Here is an 18,256-nt window from a genome sequence, read left to right as displayed (position 1 = left end):
TCCTTTGTCAGTCCTTTTTCAACAGCAAAAGCTGCTAATGTTTTATCAGCCTTAAGTGCTTCTTGCACAGCACTTTCTTCAACGCCTAGAATTGTAGCCGTTTGTTTAATGACATTGCCGCCACGGAAGCCACCGCGATCTCCCATTTGTCCACGGCCTTTATCGCCAAAGCCTTTGCCACCATAACCTGCTTTAGGAGCTGCCGTACTTGTGGAATTGCCGACTACTGTATCTGCGAACGCTTCATTATGTAGGGCTCCTACGAAGCCAACTCCGATGACAAAAGATGCGACTAGTGAACCTGCGAGAATTTTTTTGCTGATTTTTTTCATAATTATGATTCCACCTCAACTTTAGATTTGTGTGATTGTGTTTCCCTTACAAAACCTAGTATAGGCCCCTTACCTGAAACCCATCTGAGTATAAACTGAAGGTTGGTTGAGAGCTTTCTGAGAATTGGCTGAAAATGGTATGGAAAATAACGGACGTTTTTTTACGTACTGGTGTTCGTTTTTCGTATTTTCGTGGTAGAATAAGGAATAATCAGCACGATTTCGAATAAAGGGGACGATGATGATGTCTTATCGAAAAGAACGCAACAAACTGATCGCTTACTGGGTGACAACTATTCTAGGACCTGCAAGCTTCGTCATTGGCGGCTTTTTCTTCCTCACGCATGGTGAGCAGCAAATCGCCACACTAGCCGATCTCGGTTATCCCGAGTACGTATTAACCATTCTCGGCTTCTGGAAGCTGATGGCCGTCATCGCCATCCTGATCCCTCGCTTTCCCCGGCTAAAAGAATGGGCATACGCTGGCTTTTTCTTTGAGCTGTCTGGCGCAGCGGCTTCGCATATTTTGAATGGCGACAGCCTCACACTCGCTGCACAGCCATTGGTGTTTCTGGCCCTCGTCATGGCCTCATGGGCACTCCGCCCGCGCAGCCGCAAGCTCATCTCTTAGCTGTTGAAGCACAAGAAGGCCAACCTTTTGTCGGTTGGCCTTTTTGTGTGCTTATTCGGAACGTAAACTGTTCGAATGCCTACCATAGGAGGTGGAATGCTGGCGATCACTCCAGCTACCTGAGTGCCAATCCCCTTCTACTTCCCTCCCCCTTCAACGATTACCTGTAAAAACTCCAGTTAATTTCCAGATAAATACCCGTAATCGACGTTTAACTGGATTTTCTACAGCTAATTTGTTCTATTTAGCCAAATCAGCCGTTTCAGCTACAAGTAGCTGCAAAATCCATCTATTTAGCGGAAATCAGGATATCCCCACAAATTAAATGGAGGAAATCCAGTTATTATTCCTGCGACTTCCCACACAGCACAAATCCAGCTACCTGAGAGCCAATCCCCTTCTACTTCCCCTGATATTTTCTCAACTTTTTTCTACCTTCTACTCCCCTCCTATCGCCGCACCAACCCAATCGCACGCCATACGTGTTGTTGACGACCGCCATGCGACGCCACACCGCGGGCTGGGAGCTCGCGCGATAGCGCAAAAAAAAGCTGGCGCATCCACGCCAGCCTTTCCCTCGCACTTCCGTCCAATCCTAGTTATCGCGGCAAACGCACGATAAACGTACTTCCCTCGCCTACTGCGCTCTCCACACCGATCATGCCGCCATGCAGCTCCACGATGGCGCGAGTTATGGATAGGCCCAAGCCAGCTCCCCCGCTGCGCCGCGCACGTGAGGAATCGATGCGGTAAAACCGATCAAACAAATGCGCAATATGCTCTGGCGCTATCCCAGGTCCATTATCATGAACCGCGATTTCCACGCCCATATCCGTTCGCGTCAGGGACAATCGTACCTCTCCGTTTTCAGGATGTGTATGCTGAACAGCATTGTGGAACAAGTTGAGGATGACTTGCTTGATTTTGTCCGGATCACACTGACAAAGTGTCTCCGGCTCTAAGAGGAACGTAACGGTTCGCTCTCCTGCGAGCAGACGCAGCTGGTGCTCCATCTCATGCAGCACGTCGTCCATCGCTACCTCCGACTTCTGGAAGGCAGGCGTTCGATCCAACCTCGCCAACAGCAGCAGGTCCTCGACTAATTTATTAATGCGCACCGATTCGCCGTGCATGCTTTTCAACGCTTTCAGCAGCGGTTCAGGCTGTTGATACGCTCCGCGCAGCAATACCTCCAGAAAGCCATGAATGGACGTCAACGGCGTGCGTAGCTCATGCGAAGCATCCGCAGCAAAACGGCGCATCTGCTCCTTCGCTTCCTTTTCCGCCTCAAATGAAAATTCCAATCGCTCTAACATACTGTTGAACGAAGTCGCCAAACGATCCATCTCCGCCTGCCCCTGATGATCAGGGAAGCGTTCATTCAAGTTACCCGAATCAATACGCTTCACCGTGTCCACCAAATTAGACAGTGGCACAAGCGTCCGCCGTAATACTGGCAAAAATCCTAGCAAACCAATCACCATGGCGAGCATGGATAGAAATAAAAACGTAAGCAGCTGCCTCATAAGGACATCTTTAATAGGACCTGTGCTTGTACTCGCTTGAATAAGTGCTTGATAGCCGCGGGGACGTTCCGGTTCTCCTCCTCCTATTTGATGGAAGACGACTAACTGTTCATTCCCCTTGCTGTCTTTCAAGATCAGATGGTCCTGCTTCTTCGTTCTCTTTTGCAGGATGTTCAAATATTCTTCCTTGGCAAGCTCCAAAGTCGACTGTTCATCCTGTGAGGAAACAAGTTTATAAGTCCCTTTGTCATCGATCAGTGCAATCGTTAAATCCGGCACAAAAATCCGCGGTCCTTCACCAAAACCATCTTGCCGATTGTTTCGCGTGAAATCCTGCTTAGGGAGGAACGGACTCGTTCCCTTATCTGGCCCTTGCTCAGCCCGAAGCCAGACGTTAGGTGGGAGCGCCGCTAGCTGATTGCGAATCGTTTCTGCTTTATTTTGATACATAAACTGCTGCATGAACACATATTGAAACACACCAATTAGCAGCAAGAGCGCGGACATGACCAATAGCGTACGAGATAAAATTTGGAACTTTAAGGACCGAGTCTCCGCAACTTTGGCTAACCAACCACGCGCCTTCATGCCAAATCCATCCGATAGCCCGCTCCGCGAATCGTGCGAATCAGCTTATGCTCCTTATCTCCAAGCTTTTCGCGCAGGGAGCGTATGTACACTTCTACAATATTTTCTTCACCGCCAAAATCATAGCCCCACACTTTATCCAAAATCATCGTCTTACTTAGCACGAGGCCATGGTTAATTGCCATAAATTTCAGCAACTCATATTCCGTTGGCGACAGCTCTAAGATCCGATCATGCATACTAATCTCTTTGCGGCGATCATCCATGCGAAGAGGCCCAATCACAACTTCCCCGAATAGGTTTGGAAAATGGTTCCGAATCCGCGCATAGATCCGCGCCAGCAGCTCCTCAAAGCTAAACGGTTTGATCATGTAATCATCGGCTCCAAGCGTGAGCCCTTTCACCCGATCATCGATTTCATCTTTGGCAGTTAGCATAATAACGGCGATGTTGTCCGTTTTTTTGATCATGCGACAGACCTCAAAACCATCCATCCCCGGCATCATAACATCCAAAATCGCAATGTGCGGCTGAAATTTATTACAAGCTGTGATTGCACTAATGCCATCCTGTGCAGTCATAACTTCAAAGCCTTCATTCGTAAGTCCTAGTTCTAGAAATTCTAAGATATGCGGCTCGTCGTCGACGAGTAAAATTTTAATCCCTTTTAACTGACGCATGTGTATCGTCTCCCCCGGATATCATTCATACACGACTTCTACAATCAGTATCCCATATCCTGCCTAAAAGCAATCTGAGCGGCGGCTGAACGCTAGCTGAAAGTTGCAAAAAATAATGGCGAGTTGGCAAATCTTCAGCGCTTTTTCAGCTAACGATCATTTGAATCTCAGTTACGCCTTTTATACTGATGCCATAGAATACAGGATACGACAGAAAAGAGGAATTCCTGATGACAATGACAACAAACACCTTCCTCCCTTTTCATTTTCAAACGTTGGACTCCGCCATTGAGCTCTTACTCCCCTGTGAAGAGCGGCAGCAGCTGCGCATTCAAGAAATCGGGCGTGAATGGTTTGGGCGTGAGGAAAGGCGTTTTAGCCCAGGGCTCGCTGACAGTGAAATTAACCTTTTAAATACATTGGCCGGAGAAACCTGCCTTGTTTCCAATACCATGCTAGAGGTGCTTTTCCTCGCCGAAATGTATCAAGCCATCACCGATGGCAATTACGCGCCTCTTCTATATAAAGAGGAAGAAGCCTCACAGGTTATATCCGTACCTGCCGCGCAGGGTTGGAAGGTTAATCCGTTAACCAAATCCGTGACTTTGCCAAAGCACACGCATATTCATTTGCAAGGAATCGAGAAAAGCTGGTCATTGAAACGTTTGACAGATTATATGAAGAAAACTTTTTCGTTTCCACAAGGGCTCATGCTAGCCGACAGTGATGTCACGGTATGGGGACAATCCAGTCCACGGCAGAAGCCATGGCGGATTGGCATTCAAAATCCATGGCACGCCGATACCAAGCTAGGGGCGCTTGTCATGGTGGAAGGTGGTCTCTCTACGTACAGCCCGATGGAAAAAGGGCATGTTGCAGGCAGCAGCGATGTGCTGCAATGCTCCGTGGCTGGTCAAGATCTCGTGGAATGCCACGTATGGGCGCGATTATTGTGCTCACTCGGACTAGAGGCTGGGCTTTCCCTGCTTGCCAAACGCAGCACAGCCTGTGAAGCTATTGTGCTTTCTAAACAAGAGGAGCTTCACTACTATGGAAGAGAAGCCTCCCTTGGACACCGTTGGCTGGACCTGCAGGTGGATCATTTCCATTTCAGCGACAGCAATTTGCCGGTTGATGGTGTTTAACTGATAAAGACCGTCTGTGGATGGAATTAGAAAAAAGCGGATGTTATCCACATTTCACCATGCTTTGTCCACAGACGATGTGCAACTTACCCACAAAAACGGTTGTTTTATCAACAAGTTATCCACGTACTGTGTGTATCTTTTGGATATCTAGCTCTTACCATGCTATGATATAGAAAATACGCGAGGCAGGGGCTTTAGGGAATGACATATGATGTAATCGTAATTGGCGGCGGTTCTGCTGGCCTCATGGCTAGCATTGCAGCTAGCAGAGACGGCGCAAAAGTGCTGCTCGTCGATAAAGGCGATAAGCTGGGACGTAAGCTAGGCATATCTGGCGGCGGCAGATGTAATGTGACGAACAACAAAGACATGGATGAATTGATCAAGCATATCCCCGGTAACGGGCGATTCCTTTATAGTGCATTCACCCATTTTGGGAATAAGGATATTATCGCTTTCTTTGAAAATCTCGGCATCCACCTCAAAGAAGAGGACAATGGTCGGATGTTTCCCATCAGCGACAAGGCCAAAACCGTTGTAGACGCGTTAATCGGCCAAGTGCGGCGCCAGGGTGTGGAGATCCGGACCAACAGTCCGGTCAAAAAGGTGTTGTACGCGGACGACCGCATAAGCGGCGTTCAGCTGCAAGGCGGAGAGACGATCCACAGCCGCGCTGTGATCGTCGCCTCCGGCGGGTGCTCGGTGCCGCATACCGGCTCCACGGGAGACGGTTATGCGTGGGCTGAGGCGGGTGGCCATACCATCACGCCGCTGTTTCCGACTGAGGTTCCGTTAACCTCGAAGGAGGCTTTCATCCGCAGCCGCGAGCTGCAAGGACTGTCCTTGCGCGACGTGACGCTCAGCGTCCTGAACGCGAAGGGGAAGCCGATTATCGCGCATCGCGGCGATATGCTGTTCACCCACTTCGGCTTGTCAGGGCCGATCGCGCTGCGCTGCAGCCAGTTCGTCGTGAAGGAACTGAACAAATCCGAGCGCAAGGAAGTGCTCGTCACGGTGGATTTGTTCCCTGATCTCAGCACCGACCAGGTGTATAACGAGAGCATGGCGCTCGCTCGAAGCGATGCGAAGAAAGCGATTAAAAACGTGCTCAAGTCCCTGCTCTCCGAGCGGCTTATTCCACTGTTGCTTGCGAAGTCGGAGCTGGACGAGCTGCTGACGTACGACAACATTCCGAAGATGAAGTGGCTGGAGCTATGTAAACTTATGAAAGCATTCCCCGTCATTGTCAAAGGGACGCTTTCCTTGGAGGAAGCTTTCGTCACAGGCGGCGGTGTCACTCTCAAAGAAGTAGATCCGAGTACGATGCAATCCAAGCTGGTTCAAGGTCTCTACTTCTGTGGAGAGATCCTCGATATCCACGGATACACCGGCGGATATAATATTACGGCAGCCTTCTCGACGGGATATATGGCGGGGACGCATGCGGCGATGATGGATTAAGACTAGGTGATGCCTACTATTACATAGTAGATCCACTCCCGTCGCTCTTGAACTTCATTAACTGGAAAAACTACAGTTATTTTGCATACAAAACATCATTTATTTGGAATAACTGGATTTCCTCCAGCTAATTTTGCACATCTTCGTTGAAATGGACGAATGAGCAGAAATTAGCTGGAGTTTTTCCATTTAAATGGATATACCAAGTGAAATTAGCTAGTTTACCTGTAAATTTTCCATCTAATTTGCTCATGGGCGTCTAAGGTGATTCAGTTCCCACCCAAACGGGTATTATCTCCTATAGAGGTCAACCCCCATACCAGTAAAGGGAGCTGAAAACGATGGAACCGATGAAAAGCGTGGACATTGAACAAAAGCGAATTGAGCAGAAATATGACAAGGGACTTGTTGCATCTACTTTTATTCGATATGCAGCGTATATCATTATCACTTTCGGACTGTTATTTTTCCTTGTCCGGTACGTTTTCCCGTTGTTTTAGCAGATACATCGTCACAAACCAAAAAGACGAACACACACTGAGGTGCTGTTCGTCTTTTTGCATGTCTATGGATTAAGCAGTTGCCAATTCTAATTCTTCTTCCTCGTCACGATCGAACGCAGCGCGGTCAAATTCGCCTTCGGATTCAGCTACAAGCAATGCTGTAACTGTAGTACCTGTTGCGTTTACAGCTGTACGACCCATGTCGATCAAAGCTTCAACGCCTAGAACTAGACCCATACCTTCAAGCGGCAAGCCAAGTGCAGTCAATACAACCGTTGTTGAAATGGATGCAGGACCTGGTACACCAGCCACCCCAATGGAGGAGATTACAGCTACTAGGATCAACAATAGATACTCAGAAATACCTAATGGAAGATTGTATACTTTTGCTACGAAAATCGCTACGACCGCCGGCCAAACACCACCACAGCCGTTGAAGTTCATCGTTGCCCCAAGCGGTGCCACGAAGCTAGCAATTCGCGGTGATACGCGAAGACGTTTCGTAATAACTTCAAGATTCACTGGCAGTGTTGCATAGCTGCTACGTGTTGTAAATGCAACTGCGATAGTTGGATATGCTTTTTTGAAGAATTTAATAGGGTTAACTTTCGCTACTAGAAGCACAAGTCCACCGAATACCAATACGAAGTGAATAATTAACGCCACGTAGGAAGTCAAAATAATTTTAGCTAATGGCTCCAACGTCTCCCAACCATACTTAGCAGCCATCGCCGCGATCAACGCGTACACCCCATAAGGTGTCAAACGAATAACATACTTAACAACTTGGTGCATAACAGCAGCAGCTGAAGAAATGAACGACTTTACAGATGCTACAGCTTCAGGTTTTTTGGAACCGATAGACACGATTGCTACAGCTACGAAAATTGCGAAGATGAGAACCGGTACAACCTTACCACTCGCCATATCGCTAATTGGGTTGGAAGGTACCAAATCCAAGATAACTTGAGAGAATGTAGGGATTTCTTTGGCTTTAAAATCCTTCGGAACCGCTTGTGCGATGCCATTACCTGGATCAATCGCCAATGCGACTAGTAGACCGATTACAGCTGCGATACCGGTTGTAAGTAGGAACCAACCAATCGTTTTGAAACCTAGTTTGCGAAGTTGATTCATGCTGGACAACGACGAAATACTATTAATGACAAGAATAAATACCAATGGCATTACAAGCATTTTGATCAGGTTAACGTAAATCGTTCCGATCGTGCTAACACTTTTAAATTGCAGACCTGCCTGATTAAAAATAACCCCCGCGATGATACCAAGTCCTAAACCGATGAATACTCGGTTACCGAAACTGACTCTCTTTCTGCCTAGATAATAAATAAATCCGATCACTACTAATGAAACGATTAAACTGACCCAGTTTGTTTGAAATGCACTAACTAAGTTGTTTTGCATGGTGGACATCTCCTAATCCCTATAAGATAACTCGGTTTAATTGTGATAAATATATGACAACTCACATAGGCTGTCAATGGTTATTATTTCCAGTAAACATAAAAAACCGAACAATCCTCCTATTTATACGAAGGTCGATTCGGCTTTAGATCTTTTTCATAAAAATTTACATGTAAAATAGCTCTAGCTACCCTTTCAGCCCTGCCGTGCTGATCCCAAACAGCATGCTGACCCACTCGAGGCCACGCCCGTTCGAGCTGTCATCTACATGGTATGCTGATCATGGACAATAGCAACGACATACCACTGTGATCCTGTGTATTCAAACACTAGGCGTAAGCTGGTCCAATCCATCCCTTGATACTGCGGATCGAAGCCAGGGAAATGGTATTCCACTGTTATATAGGAAGACGCGGGATATACGCTGAACACATTGTTGATCATATTCCCCTTGCCAATCATCGAGTTGTAGCTTATCTGTGGCGCGGCGGCAAAGTTAGCGTTATACACAAATTTAGCCCAATAATTAGGAAATGTGAGATCGATCGGATCACCTGATCCATCAAAAGTCCCCCAATGCGTGAGACTTGGGTTAGTCCATAATGTCGCAAGATTGCCTCCTTGCACTTGAATGTCTGACGTAGTGTCGATGTAGGAATACGGTGAGAACTGGACACCTTTCTTCGGATGCACGAGATGGGCGAGTTTCGATATATTTTTCTCTTTCAGAGTGGCTATCACTTCTTGGGCACGGGCTTCGATCACTTTCTTCGCATCTGCCGGGGTAGTAAAGCTTGGCGGGGTTGCTGCTGGCGAAGGCTTCGACGTCGGCTGTGGCGATGCTAGAACCGTCGTGGGCGCAGGTGAGCCTGTCGGCGTTGGCACAGGGGAGGGTGACGAAGTTACGTTCGAAGTTGGTTGCGTCGTGGGGCTCGGGCTGCTTGTGCCCCCCTGATTGGCCGTTTCCACACTGCAGCCTGCCAATACGATGACCAGACTGACCACAACCACAGCAGTGACAATCTTCCTCCTACTTCCCATGAGACCACTCCTCCTTCAACTATCTTCCTTATTACACCAAACGTATGTGGGGAGTGAATGGTTACAGATTTTGCATCTACGGATAAATTAAAGTTGATAAAAATGCTCGGCACAAAAAATGAAGCAACCTTTCGCACGCTCGAGACTACAAAAATCGCTCGCTCAGCTGCGCGTCAGCACCCAGCTGCCTCCGAGACTGCAATTTTTGACGTCTCAGCTGCGCAAATCGGCTGGCAGCTACAGCCAGCACTCTCGAGACTGCAAAAATTGCTCGCTCAGCTGCACGTATGCACCCAGCTGCCTCCGAGACTGCAATTTTCGACGTCTCGGCAGCTCAAATCGGCTGGCAGCTACAGCCAGCACGCTCGAGACTGCAAAAATTGCTCGCTCAGCTGCGCGTCAGCACCCTGCTGCCTCCGAGGCTGCAATTTTCGGCGTCTCAGCTGCGCAAATCGGCTGGCAGCTGCAGCCAGCACGCTTGAGACTGCAAAAATTGCTCGCTCAGCTGCGCGTCAGCACCCAGCTGCCTCCGAGACTGCAATTTTCGACGTCTCGGCAGCTCAAATCGGCTGGCAGCTACAGCCAGCACGCTTGAGACTGCAAAAATTGCTCGCTCAGCTGCGCGTCAGCACCCTGCTGCCTCCGAGACTGCAATTTTCGGCGTCTCAGCTTCGCAAATCGGCTGGCAGCTACAGCCAGCACGCTCGAGACTGCAAAAATTGCTCGCTCAGCTGCGCTTCAGCACCCAGCTGCCTCCGAGGCTGCAATTTTCGGCGTCTCAGCAGCGCAAATGAGCTGGCATCTCCAGCCAGCTCATGTCGCATAAAACAAAAGAACCTGAGGATCAACCCCTCCTCAGGTTCTTTTGTTCAGCCGCCACAGCAGCGGGTTATATTCGAATACCCGCACTAAAGTGATTATAGTCATCCGCTGAGGGATCGAAAGAGGCCTCGTCATCACTCGGCAGCGCGTCGCGATCCGTTACAACCGCGGATGCCGCGTAGCTCTCGGGCCAATCCTCATTTACGGTATGTGCCGGAATGCGGATGGAGCCCTCGAGATCATACGCCATCGCGTAGGTCGCCTGTTCGGACTGCACCTGCGGCCGATCTACAAGTCGCCCACCGTGCGACTGGGCAATTTCTATGGCCGAGGTGATCTCCTGCTCATCGAGATGAATGTGCAGCGTTGCACGCTCCCCTTCCAGCAGCTCCGGCTTATAGCCGAGCTCTTCTAACGTGTCTAACGCGAGCAGCGCATCACGCGTTTGATTGAATTCAAAAAAGATAGGAACAAAGTCCTTCATCTAACAGCACCCTTTCTTTCTTCCTTCAAATGGAAAGTCTGCCATTAGGTTTGACCAATTGTTCCTATCCTATTCGAAAACCTATTCCGCCGTCGTCTGCAGTGCTTCCTGAACGAATTGAAGCAACTCCGCATGGTAGGCCGGAGGGGCAGCAACCAAATAAATAGCGCTGTCAACGCCCTCATTAGGAACAACAGCCGTACCCCCGAGCAACGCAACAGGATTGCCATCGAAATCCGTTACGGTCACACCAGCCTCCTGCGCAAGCAACAAGCCAGCATAGAGATCTTCCCCTTCGGAGTTGTATAAGACGACGCCATGCAGATCCCCTCTGGCTAGCATCGCCCACACGATGGAGGGGGCCCATACTCGCATCACTCTTTTGACTGAATATTCCAGATGATGTCGAAGTGCTAATGCCCGCTGATCACTCTTCGTCACGGCATGCCCTTGAATCCAGGAAATGGTAGACTTCGTCAGCACACCGCTAGGCCTCGCCAGCAACCGCCGCTCGCCCTGCCATGCCCCTTCATCCTGAACAGCCACATACGTGATTTCCATAGCCGAATCATGAACGACACCCAGCACAATCCGACCTTGGTAGCTCAATGAAATAGAAACACCGTATAAGGGAATGCCCAACGCGAAATTGTTCGTCCCATCCAAAGGATCGACGTGCCACACCCAATCACTTGCAGCTCCCCCCTCGCCCGCTTCTTCACTATAGATGCGATGTGTGGGAAACACGTTCAGGATGTCCTCTACGATCAGGCGGTCCGCCTGCACATCCACCTCTGTCACTAGATCACCGCGTTCATCTTTGTGCTCAAGAAGGAATTGACCACCGTAACGTTTCTTCGCCAATTCGCCTGCTTTCACAGCTGCACCTACCGCTACTTCTCTCGCTAATGTCCATTCGTTCCGATTCATTCCGCACATCCTCCTAGCGTGATCACTTCTGTCGTTTCTATTTTACCATATCCTGCCTAGAAAAGTTGCTTGAAGGCCTACACTTGCATTGACAAGCCACCTGTTCATAAGTGATAATATAGCAAAATCAGAAGGCGACAAGAGCTGCCGAAAGGGGTATTTGCGAGTATGGTAAAGCATCATCAGCACAAGATTTTGGATTGTACGATTCGAGACGGCGGTTTAGTGAACGATTGGGATTTTAGCGTGGAGTTTGTCCAAGACATGTATCGCGGCTTAAGCGCTGCTGGCGTTGAATATATGGAAATTGGTTACAAAAACTCAGAAAAATTATTAAAAGGCGGCGCATCAGGCCCATGGAGATTTCTGAATGAGTCCTTCTTGCGTGATGTCATTACGAAAAAAACAGATACAAAACTATCCGCTCTTGTTGATATCGGACGTGTAGATGAGAAAGACATTTTGCCTCGTGAAGACAGCTTACTTGATTTGATCCGCGTGGCTTGTTACATCAAGGACGTAGATAAAGGTCTTGAGCTTGTACAAAAATTCCATGACATGGGTTACGAGACGTCCTTGAACATTATGGCGCTTTCCCACGTGATGGAGAACGAGCTGACAGAAGCTTTTGAAGAAATCAACAGAAGCCCCGTTGACGTTGTTTACGTAGTAGATTCCTACGGCAGCATGCAGTCCAAAGACATTGATTACTTGGTTTCCAAATTCCAACGCTTGCTTCCTGAGAAGGAATTAGGCTTGCATATGCACAATAACATGCAGCTTGCTTTCGCTAATACGCTAACCGGCGCTTCCAAAGGTGTAACTTTCTTGGATTCATCTGTGTACGGTATGGGTCGCGCTGCTGGTAACTGTACAACGGAATTGTTGCTCAGTCACTTGAAGGGAGCGCGCTACGATGTACGTCCTGTTCTAGGGCTTATTGAGAAGCACATGATCACTATGCGTGAGAAATGGGATTGGGGCTACCTCATTCCATACATGATCGTTGGTGCACTGGACGAGCACCCTCGTACAGCAATGGCATTGCTTGACTCAGCTGAAAGAAATAATTTCACGGACTTCTACGATCGCTTAACTTCCGTAGAAACGTTCCCATCTGCAAGCAAAAAATAAGTAATTCAAACACAACACCCCCTACTCGTCAGATCAGGAAGTTCTATCTCCTTGACTGCGCGGTTAGGGGGTGTTTTTGCATGAGCCATCACTATTTGATAATTTTGGCGGAAACAACATAGTTCCTTGCAGAAATCCGATCGATTAAGAAAATGAAATCCTCTCCTTCTCTTTCTCTACGACTGAGACTCTTTCTAGGATATACCTCGATATAATCACTATCAATGAGCATCGTACACTTCTCATCCGTATAGATGAAGCCATCTTCTAAGCGTTTTATCGCTTCCATCATGACTTCTGGCGATTTCATATCTCCAAGAATCTCCACATAGACTTTGGCGGTAGCATCATGATCTTTGAGTAAAATCGCTACCTTGTGTTTGGCTTTGATGCGCACCTTCTTTTTGGGAGATATACTCATAAGTTCTACTCCTTCATTCGTCTATGGAATTATTTTATGTCGGAACCGAGGCAGGTGGACTAGGCTAATGGACATTTTCACTCATCTATCCCAATTGCCCTCCGGTGTTTAAAGGCAAGGAAGGATATTTTTTCCCTAATTTGAAAATAGTAAGATCATTAGCACGTCAGGGGGGTTCTGCGTGATTCAAGTGCTCTCGACATGGCAAACATTCTGCCTTTTGTTTTTATTTCAGCTAGGTACAACGATTGTATTTGGCTTCGCTGGCGGTGCTAAGCAGGACGCTTGGTTAGCTGCCTTAATCAGTGCCATGCTCGGAATTAGCATCGTATGGATGTTTACACGAATTTACGAACGCAATCCAGGTGAAACCTTAGTTTCCCTGCTCCAAATAACTTTTGGCAAGTATTTAGGCCACCTATTAACTACACTTTATGTTTTTGCTTTTATTTACGAGGCTGGTCGCATTCTCAGGGATTTAGGCGAGTTGATGGGCACATTTCTGCTCCCTAGTACGCCAGCTCCGTTCTTAATGCTGCTCCTAGTGCTTTTGGTTGCTTATGCTTGCTATGCCGGAATTGAACGGATTGCTCGACTAGCTGAGCTCAGTATTATCATCGTTTTATTGTTCACATGCATCCAAGTCATCTTGTTGATTTTCTCAGACGTCATTGACTTCTCTTGGCTGCTGCCAGTTGCATCGGATTGGAAAAGCATTGGCGTAACCGTGTTCCCGCTTGGGTTAACAACGACCTTCGGGGAGATTATTGTTTTCACAGTATTCTGGAAATTAACTGTAAATCCTACCAAGTTTCGCAAAGCTGCGCTGTACTCCTCCCTTTTGGTCGGCGCTGTCTTTGTCTTGCTTGATCTCATTGCCGTTAGCACGCTTGGGCCAGACTTGTTCTACCGTTCCTTCTATCCGCTGCTCACCAGCTTCCAGTTGATCCGAATCGCCGATTTTATCGACAATCTGGATCCTTTCGTCGTAACAACTTTTATTACAGGCGGTTTGTTCAAAATCATTCTGTATGCTTATGCGGCTTGCTCTACAATCACCATGCAGTGGAAAACGGAGAATCATCGCGTCGTAATCATTCCCGTTGCAATCCTCATCTGGTTTATTTCCATTTACACCGCCAAGAACTTGGCAAGCCATATTTTTGTTGGTCTGAAGGTTGTTCCTTGGATTATTGAACTCCCGTTATTCGTCATAGTCCCATTGCTAATGTTGATCTTAAACAGCATTTTCAGAAAGCGCATCGTTAAGAGCTAAGGAGGAGATCGGGTGCAACAAATGCCGGTTGATGAAGCCATCGATATTATCAAGCTGCAAGCGGATATTAATCAACAGCTAGATCATGATCCGGATTTAGTCTTTATGAACATCCGTTCTACGCTCATTGCCTATATCTCATGCTTGGTTGAAACTGATCGGATAGAACGTGAGATCACCAAACCCTTAACACAAGCCCAATCATCAACAGAAACCCTTTCCTCCCACATCCTGACGCCTGAAGTCAAACATACCAATCTATTCGAGACTTTGATTGATAGTCTGCTTATAGGCTTTGTGATGATCGCCGAGCAAGGGGAGAAGCAGGTGCTTCTAGCCAACTTGGCCTGTCTGCCTCACCGCAATATTGAGCAGCCTGAAACAGAAACAGGCGTACGTGGGCCAAGAGAGGGATTTACAGAGCATTTAGAGACGAATGTCGCCTTGCTTCGCCGTCGATTGAAAACAGATAAAATGCGAATTAAGACTTGGCAGATCGGTACACTAAGCCAAACGGAAGTACGGCTCATTTATTTGGAAGATATTGCAGATCCAACTATTATCGATGAAATTACGAACCGGTTGTCCGCGATTCATATTGATGCGGTGCTTGAAAGCAACTATATCGAAGAAATGATTCGGGATAACCCCTTCAGCATTTTTCCAACCATGGAGTACACAGAGAGGCCTGACGTGGTGGCAGGCGCGCTCTTAGAAGGCAAGGTATCGATTTTCACCAATAATACCCCTTTCGTTCTAATAGCTCCCTTTCAATTCTGGTCAGCCTTTCAATCCAGTGAAGACTACTATTTGATGTTTACCAGCGCCACCTTCATCCGGTTTATTCGCTCTCTGTCCATCATTCTGGCGCTTCTGTTGCCTTCTCTCTATGTGGCCATTACAACCTTCCATCCGGAAATGCTGCCGACAAACTTATTACTTGCTGTCGCTGGGGCCCGTGAAGCCTCCCCTTTTCCTGCAATGGTCGAGGCTCTTATCATGGAGATTACGTTCGAAGCGCTTCGTGAAGCGATACTTCGCTTACCACGAGTAATGGGACAAACGGTCAGCATCGTCGGCGCACTCGTTATCGGACAAGCCGTCGTACAAGCGGGCATCGTATCAACTCCCATGGTTATCGTCGTTTCCGTAACGGGAATTGCCTCGTTCATGATTCCTCGCTATAACATGACTTTTTCCATTCGGATTATGCGCTTATTGCTGCTGTTGCTCGCTGGTACGTTAGGTTTCGTCGGCATACTACTCGGGTTGTTTACACTAGCCCTCTATCTAACGGGTATTCGCTCTGTAGGTGTACCTTATTTGGCGCCAATCGGACCCCTGCGATTAAAAGCCCTGCGGGATTTCATGGTCCGTGCGCCACACTGGCTCATTGATCGCGACCACGTCTCAACTTCGCCTGAAGATAATAAGAAGAGGCACAAATGATGAGAAGAAAAGTATACCTGCTCATAACATACGCCTTAATTCTTCTCCTGTTGACCGGTTGCTGGGATCGCAAGGAAATTAATGATATCGCCATCTTGCAGGTTTCTGCCTTTGATCTCATGCCAGATACAGGCCTGTACCGCGGTTATGTGCAAATTGCCATCCCCAAATCGATAGGTGCAGGTCAATTAACAACAAGTGGCGGCACACAGCAAAAGACATACATGCCAGTTGTCCATTATGGCGAAGATATAGATGACATGACCATGAAGCTTGAGCGAAAGCTTTCAAGAGACGAATTGCCTTCACACCGTCGTATTTTCATGGTTGGAGAGACACTGGCTCGTAAAGACGTAGCTCCTCTGATGGATTTAATTTCTAGAAATCCGAAGAACCGATTGCGTACCTACATTGTCATTGCTCGAGACAGCGATGCTAAAAGTCTCATCGAAACCGAGTATCCCTTGGAGGCAACGAAGGAAGAAGCCTTGCGCGAAATCATTGTTAGAAAAATGCAGGTGCCTTCCATGCTTCGTACATTCTATGCTTCCTCCGCGGCTACAGGGATTGAACCTATTGCAGCGGCCTTCTCGAAGGACAAAGACGGGAAAATTCTGCTGAGCAGCATTGCACTATTCTATAAAACCAAGTTAGTCGGCTATGTGGATGACATGCAAGCTGTGGCTCTTACCAGTTTGTTAGGGAGAAAGGCCTTTGGCGACATGTCCATCAACCTTCCGGATCAGCAAAGTAAACTGTCCGTTCATATCACTAATTTAATTGCTAAGAAACGTGTGGTAGTCACCGACGAGCACCCTCATTTCATTCTGGACATTACAGCCGATGGTCGTATAACGGACAATCGTGCGAAGATTGATCCCAGCGACCCGGCGGTGATGGAGCAGCTCGATGCGTCCTTCCAAGAGAACATAAACCAAGTCTACCAGCAACTTTTCCACAAGCTGCAAAAAACCTACAAGACAGACAGTGCTGGCCTTGGACAATCTGTTTATCGCAAATATCCAAAGCTATGGAAGAAAATCGAGAAGGATTGGCCTGAACTTTTTACTAATGTGGATGTTCAGATCAAGGTTACCGCGAATGTCTCTCAAATTGGTGGACAAGGACCTCCTTATTACTTAAGAGAGGAAGAGATTAGTCAATAATGTGGCTCAAACTGACCGCACTTACGATTTCCACCATCCTGCTCACCTTACAGCAAATGTCCTATTGGTCCAAAAAGGGCGGTCGAAAGCAAGCCTACCTCTTCCTGATCTGGATGATCATCGCTTGGGGAATCGGCTGTGCGTTTATCGGCGGATTCCACCTTCCTGAACCTACGAAACCTCTATTCCCTGGTTGGGAATAGACCGTCTCTCCTCACGCTTCCGCTTCTGCCTACATACATTGATAGCATGCAATGGATGTGAGGCAGGGAGGAATTGCGTTGAAGATCGACGATTGGAGCGGAGCATCTAGCCCGCCTGTTGGACTATGCCCCGTTGATTTGCTTATATTTGCCCCGCATCCCGATGATGAAGTACTCGGGACAGCAGGAACAATCATGAATGCTATCGCCTGCGGCAAACGCGTTCATGTTGTCTTCTTCACGAATGGCGATGGTTACCCGGAAGCCGCCACCCTCTTATTCAACAAGCGTCCGGAGGAACTCGGACCTTCTCATTACCTGGAGCTGGCCCGCGTACGCCAGTATGAGACCCTGCAAGCCGCGGCACTGATCGGGCTTCGGCCCCAGGATCTCACATTCCTCAGTTATCCAGACAGCGGGCTGGATCGTGTTTTCACAACAACGGGAGCTACGCCGCCCTATCAGCAGCGTTTTACCAAGCAGCAAACGACCTATGGTGCACTTGTTCCTGATTTTCACTCGCAGTATTACGGCTGCCCAGCCCCTTATCGTAAAGCTTGCGCCCTTGGGGATACGAAGGCCTTAATCACGTTACTGCAACCCAAAGAGATCTATACGACGGATGCCGCCGATACTCATCCCGACCATGGGGCCGCGCATGCTTTCGTCATGGAGGCCGCTTCGCAACTGGGCTACACAGGTACCATTTATACCTACTTGATTCATAGCGGTCCGGAATCACAGTGGCCTTGGCCACGCGGCGTCACACCGACGCTTCCATTCGAGGCTCATCTGGCAGAGGGGCAACGTTACCCCATGCATGTCGCTTGGCCACCGCCTATCCGCCGCTCAATGACACAGGGACAATCCTATTGCAAATGGCAGGCGTTGCTTGCTTACCGGTCGCAGATACCCGTCGAGCCCGAATTTCTGCAATCTTTTATCAAATGCGAAGAAATCTTCTGGCTGCCCCAGCTGCCACATCTGTACAAATAATACTGCTGCCTGCAGGCAGCTGCTTTGGGAGTGAACATGA

18 protein-coding genes and 1 pseudogene are annotated in these 18,256 nt (G+C 48.2%); 11 read left to right on the top strand and 8 right to left on the bottom strand.

The window, feature by feature from the left end; all coding sequences use genetic code 11:
- Positions 1 to 332, bottom strand: a pseudogene (locus tag J2736_RS27605) (hypothetical protein); the annotation flags it as partial.
- 238 nt (positions 333 to 570) lie between these two features.
- On the opposite strand from J2736_RS27605, the gene J2736_RS27600 reads away from it, so the two are divergent.
- Positions 571 to 963, top strand: a complete 393-nt coding sequence (locus tag J2736_RS27600; protein ID WP_310501794.1) for a DoxX family protein — start codon at positions 571 to 573, stop codon at positions 961 to 963.
- A gap of 599 nt (positions 964 to 1,562) precedes the next feature.
- On the opposite strand, the gene J2736_RS27595 is transcribed toward J2736_RS27600, so the two are convergent.
- A complete protein-coding gene (locus J2736_RS27595) occupies positions 1,563 to 3,077 on the bottom strand; it encodes a sensor histidine kinase (protein ID WP_310501793.1) in 1,515 nt (504 codons plus the stop codon).
- Positions 3,074 to 3,757 (bottom strand): response regulator transcription factor, encoded by a 684-nt coding sequence (locus J2736_RS27590; protein ID WP_310501792.1) that lies wholly within the window; start codon positions 3,755 to 3,757, stop codon positions 3,074 to 3,076. Before J2736_RS27590 ends, J2736_RS27595 begins: the two co-directional genes overlap by 4 nt.
- 230 nt (positions 3,758 to 3,987) lie before the next feature.
- On the opposite strand from J2736_RS27590, the gene J2736_RS27585 reads away from it, so the two are divergent.
- The 3 genes from J2736_RS27585 to J2736_RS27575 all read left to right on the top strand — a co-directional run bounded on the left by J2736_RS27585 (position 3,988) and on the right by J2736_RS27575 (position 6,866).
- A complete protein-coding gene (locus J2736_RS27585; protein WP_310501791.1) occupies positions 3,988 to 4,902 on the top strand; it encodes an FAD:protein FMN transferase in 915 nt (304 codons plus the stop codon).
- Positions 4,903 to 5,106: 204 nt separating this feature from the next.
- Positions 5,107 to 6,366 carry a BaiN/RdsA family NAD(P)/FAD-dependent oxidoreductase gene (locus J2736_RS27580; RefSeq protein ID WP_310501790.1) on the top strand — a complete coding sequence of 420 codons (1,260 nt, stop codon included), beginning with the start codon at positions 5,107 to 5,109 and terminating at the stop codon, positions 6,364 to 6,366.
- 341 nt (positions 6,367 to 6,707) lie between these two features.
- Entirely contained in the window at positions 6,708 to 6,866 is a 159-nt protein-coding gene (locus J2736_RS27575; RefSeq protein ID WP_310501789.1) for a hypothetical protein, read from the top strand.
- Positions 6,867 to 6,938: 72 nt separating this feature from the next.
- Here the strand turns inward: J2736_RS27575 and J2736_RS27570 are convergent, their stop codons facing one another.
- Together J2736_RS27570 and J2736_RS27565 are read right to left on the bottom strand one after the other, a co-directional pair.
- On the bottom strand, positions 6,939 to 8,294 hold the full coding sequence (locus J2736_RS27570; RefSeq protein WP_310501788.1) for a dicarboxylate/amino acid:cation symporter: 1,356 nt from the start codon (positions 8,292 to 8,294) through the stop codon (positions 6,939 to 6,941).
- 264 nt (positions 8,295 to 8,558) lie between these two features.
- Positions 8,559 to 9,335 (bottom strand): hypothetical protein, encoded by a 777-nt coding sequence (locus J2736_RS27565; protein ID WP_310501787.1) that lies wholly within the window; start codon positions 9,333 to 9,335, stop codon positions 8,559 to 8,561.
- A 205-nt stretch (positions 9,336 to 9,540) separates the two neighbouring features.
- Here J2736_RS27565 and J2736_RS27560 point away from each other — a divergent pair, with 205 nt between their 5' ends.
- Complete coding sequence (locus tag J2736_RS27560; protein WP_310501786.1) at positions 9,541 to 9,930, top strand: hypothetical protein; 390 nt, start codon at positions 9,541 to 9,543, stop codon at positions 9,928 to 9,930.
- A gap of 294 nt (positions 9,931 to 10,224) precedes the next feature.
- Here the strand turns inward: J2736_RS27560 and J2736_RS27555 are convergent, their stop codons facing one another.
- Together J2736_RS27555 and J2736_RS27550 are read right to left on the bottom strand one after the other, a co-directional pair.
- Positions 10,225 to 10,641, bottom strand: a complete 417-nt coding sequence (locus tag J2736_RS27555; protein ID WP_310501785.1) for a BRCT domain-containing protein — start codon at positions 10,639 to 10,641, stop codon at positions 10,225 to 10,227.
- A gap of 81 nt (positions 10,642 to 10,722) precedes the next feature.
- Positions 10,723 to 11,571: an inositol monophosphatase family protein gene (locus tag J2736_RS27550; RefSeq protein WP_310501784.1), complete on the bottom strand. Its 849-nt coding sequence runs from the start codon at positions 11,569 to 11,571 to the stop codon at positions 10,723 to 10,725.
- A 168-nt stretch (positions 11,572 to 11,739) separates the two neighbouring features.
- Between J2736_RS27550 and J2736_RS27545 the strand changes: the two genes are divergently transcribed.
- Positions 11,740 to 12,705: an aldolase catalytic domain-containing protein gene (locus J2736_RS27545; protein WP_310501783.1), complete on the top strand. Its 966-nt coding sequence runs from the start codon at positions 11,740 to 11,742 to the stop codon at positions 12,703 to 12,705.
- Between the two features lie 91 nt (positions 12,706 to 12,796).
- Here J2736_RS27545 and J2736_RS27540 read toward each other — a convergent pair whose 3' ends face one another.
- Positions 12,797 to 13,126 (bottom strand): hypothetical protein, encoded by a 330-nt coding sequence (locus J2736_RS27540; protein ID WP_310501782.1) that lies wholly within the window; start codon positions 13,124 to 13,126, stop codon positions 12,797 to 12,799.
- A gap of 181 nt (positions 13,127 to 13,307) precedes the next feature.
- Between J2736_RS27540 and J2736_RS27535 the strand changes: the two genes are divergently transcribed.
- From J2736_RS27535 to J2736_RS27515, 5 genes are read left to right on the top strand one after another with little or no spacing between them, the layout of a single operon-like run.
- Positions 13,308 to 14,402, top strand: coding sequence for a GerAB/ArcD/ProY family transporter (locus J2736_RS27535; RefSeq protein ID WP_310501781.1), 1,095 nt, complete (start codon positions 13,308 to 13,310; stop codon positions 14,400 to 14,402).
- A gap of 21 nt (positions 14,403 to 14,423) precedes the next feature.
- Positions 14,424 to 15,851, top strand: a complete 1,428-nt coding sequence (locus J2736_RS27530) for a spore germination protein (RefSeq protein ID WP_310501802.1) — start codon at positions 14,424 to 14,426, stop codon at positions 15,849 to 15,851.
- Positions 15,848 to 17,017 (top strand): Ger(x)C family spore germination protein, encoded by a 1,170-nt coding sequence (locus tag J2736_RS27525; RefSeq protein WP_310501780.1) that lies wholly within the window; start codon positions 15,848 to 15,850, stop codon positions 17,015 to 17,017. Before J2736_RS27530 ends, J2736_RS27525 begins: the two co-directional genes overlap by 4 nt.
- Entirely contained in the window at positions 17,017 to 17,220 is a 204-nt protein-coding gene (locus J2736_RS27520; RefSeq protein ID WP_310501779.1) for a hypothetical protein, read from the top strand. Before J2736_RS27525 ends, J2736_RS27520 begins: the two co-directional genes overlap by 1 nt.
- 51 nt (positions 17,221 to 17,271) lie before the next feature.
- A complete protein-coding gene (locus tag J2736_RS27515; RefSeq protein WP_310501778.1) occupies positions 17,272 to 18,216 on the top strand; it encodes a PIG-L deacetylase family protein in 945 nt (314 codons plus the stop codon).
- Positions 18,217 to 18,256 lie beyond the last annotated feature (40 nt).

This window comes from Paenibacillus qinlingensis, from assembly GCF_031455095.1.
GTDB lineage: Bacteria > Bacillota > Bacilli > Paenibacillales > NBRC-103111 > Paenibacillus_E > Paenibacillus_E qinlingensis_A.
This window is presented reverse-complemented; position numbering and strand designations above follow the sequence as displayed.